The organism is Cribrihabitans marinus, from assembly GCF_900109035.1.
Taxonomy (GTDB): Bacteria; Pseudomonadota; Alphaproteobacteria; order Rhodobacterales; family Rhodobacteraceae; genus Cribrihabitans; species Cribrihabitans marinus.
The window spans coordinates 1-2,385 of sequence record NZ_FNYD01000029.1; the positions used below are offsets into that span (position 1 = coordinate 1).

A 2,385-nucleotide genomic window follows, 5' to 3' on the forward strand; every position below is an offset into this window, starting at 1 on the left:
TTGGCGATTGTATATTTGACAAACCCAACTGAGATTCCTATTTTGGAGTCAAGAAGTTGAGGATCACGCCATGTCTGTTCTTTCCGCCCCTTACATGCACGACGAAGCCGCCGCTTTCGAGCACGTCGAAGCGATGCTTTGGGCGGATGGTCCGGTCTGCCCGCACTGCGGCGTTGTGGACCGCGCCTATCGCCTGACGGGCGTTCGCACCAAGCCCAGCAAGAAGAACCCGGAGGGCAAAGAGCGTCACGGCCTGTGGAAGTGTCGCGAGTGCCGCAAGCAGTTCACCGTGCGCAAGGGCACCATTTTCGAGGAAAGCCACCTGCCGCTTCACCTGTGGCTGCAAGCCATTCATCTGATGGTGTCCAGCAAGAAGGGCATCAGCAGCCACCAGCTTCACCGCGTTCTGGGCATCACCTATAAGAGCGCGTGGTTTCTGACGCACCGCATTCGCGAGTGTATGCGCGATGGCGCGCTGGCCCCGTTCGGCAGCAATGGCGGTGCAGTCGAGGTTGACGAGACGTTCATCGGCAAGGAGCCGGGTATCAAGAAGGCGAAGAACGCGCGCGGAGGTTCCCACAAGATGAAGGTGCTGACCCTCGTGGACCGCGACACCAAGCGCGCCCGCAGCATCGTTGTTGACGACCTCAAGAAGTCCACGCTCATTCCGATCCTGCGCGAGAACATTGGCCGCGAGGCGTTCATCCTGACTGACGAGGCCCGCCAATATCAAGGCCTTGCCGTTGACCCCGATTTTGGCGGTCACGATTGGGTCAACCACAGCAAGGAAGAATACGTGCGCCCCGGTTACCCCGAGGTTCACACCAACACGGTTGAAGGCTTCTACAGTATCTTCAAGCGCGGTATGAAGGGCGTCTACCAGCACTGCGGAAAGCAGCATCTGCACCGCTACGCGGCGGAGTTCGATTTCCGGTATAACAATCGGATCGCGAACGGCACTGGCGATGCTGAGCGTGGTGCAATTGCGCTACGTGGCGCGACAGGCAAGCGACTGACTTATCGCGGGACTGACGCAAGCAATGCGTGATGCAAGAAACTGGCATTGCAGAAACGAAGAACACCCCAAACAGAAGAAGTGAAAAACTTGCAGCAAGTCGCTTGCAGATACGGCCTTCATGTCGTATGAACGAATAAGCCCGGCACCAATTCTGGTGCCGGGCGATTCTGGACCTAGGGTTGCAGCCCCGCGATGGTCCTTCAGAAAGTGAGTTCTAGATGGCAGAAAACCTCGACTCCGTCAAGCAGGTCATAGCTGATTTGAAGACGTGGAGTGATCAAAATCGCGAGGCCGGTCGCGAGTCAGTGTCGCAGAAGTTCGACGCCCTGGTCCCGCCCCTGGAATGGGCTGTGCAACGCATTGTGGACCTTGAGGCGCTCACCTCAGCACTTCCTCCTGATCTCGGCAATATTCACGACCTTCCCCAAGAGTTGCGAGACGAGCTTTCTATAGCCAAGACCGATGAGCTTGAGGATCAGATAGTAACTGTGATTAACGCCTACGGCGGCGAGGCATCGCTCGATCAGATCCTTGTCGGCCTCTACCGCAAGTTCAAAGTCACGCAAAAGCGGCGGTTTGTTCAGAACAAGCTCTATCGCATGTCGATGGTCTGGAGCGTTGAGGGCCGGAAAGGTGTCTACACTACAGATGAGAAAAAGATGAGCCGCGAGGACTCCAAAGACGAGGTGATCAACTCAGGAGGTGCAGATAGCAAAACGCACTCTTGGGACGATGAGATCCCCTTTTAGAAGGGGTAAGCCCCGGCACATGGCCGGGGCTACATAGACGTGGGGCTAGCTAGGTGCGGGCAGTCGGTTACCCACCTGTCAGGCCCGAGGGTTCGATTCCCTCTAGCTCCACCTTAAGCGGCCCCCTTCCACAAGGGGCCAAGGCAAGAGCCGCGCGGGGTCCAAACTCGTTGCGGCTCTTGTCGTACATATATGGGCTGGTAGACTCCGGGTCAAATCACATGAGGTTTCGCCGTGGCGAATGATGAAAAATCCCAACTCGAACGCTTCAAGGAAGCTGCCCGCGAACTCGGGACGGACGACGATGAAGATCGGTTCAACAAGAAGCTGAAAAAGCTGGTAAAGGATAAGCCGAAGGGCAAGGAAAAAGGAAAAGACTGATGGGAGGGCAGATATACCACATGGCCGATGAATTTATTGCGGGTCAGGCAGGACAATATGACGGCCAATCAGAAGATGAAGCGGCTTCCGCTTTGGCTGCGTCCTGTCGCCGGTATTTGGAAGCGGAAGGGTGGAACCCAGCCGACTATGGCGTCGATCTAAACCAGCTTGCACTTGATGGTCTAAGGCGGCACCGAAACGCTTAGGCTACGGGTTTGTCAAATATACAATCGCCTT

3 protein-coding genes are annotated in these 2,385 nt (G+C 56.3%); all 3 read left to right on the forward strand.

The window, feature by feature from the left end:
* Window positions 1-70 precede the first annotated feature (70 nt).
* The 3 genes from BMX57_RS20235 to BMX57_RS20780 all read left to right on the forward strand — a co-directional run bounded on the left by BMX57_RS20235 (window position 71) and on the right by BMX57_RS20780 (window position 2,148).
* Window positions 71-1,048 (forward strand): IS1595 family transposase, encoded by a 978-nt coding sequence (locus BMX57_RS20235; protein ID WP_092371726.1) that lies wholly within the window; start codon window positions 71-73, stop codon window positions 1,046-1,048.
* A 188-nt stretch (window positions 1,049-1,236) separates the two neighbouring features.
* Complete coding sequence (locus tag BMX57_RS20240) at window positions 1,237-1,767, forward strand: hypothetical protein (RefSeq protein ID WP_092371729.1); 531 nt, start codon at window positions 1,237-1,239, stop codon at window positions 1,765-1,767.
* A gap of 234 nt (window positions 1,768-2,001) precedes the next feature.
* Entirely contained in the window at window positions 2,002-2,148 is a 147-nt protein-coding gene (locus BMX57_RS20780) for a hypothetical protein (protein ID WP_177175521.1), read from the forward strand.
* Window positions 2,149-2,385: the final 237 nt, after the last annotated feature.

What these genes read in the sequence shown, in the direction of transcription:
- BMX57_RS20235 (WP_092371726.1), top strand. Translation starts at nt 71, where the DNA reads ATGTCTGTTCTTTCCGCCCCTTACATGCACGACGAAGCCGCCGCTTTC.
- BMX57_RS20240 (WP_092371729.1), top strand. Translation starts at nt 1,237, where the DNA reads ATGGCAGAAAACCTCGACTCCGTCAAGCAGGTCATAGCTGATTTGAAG.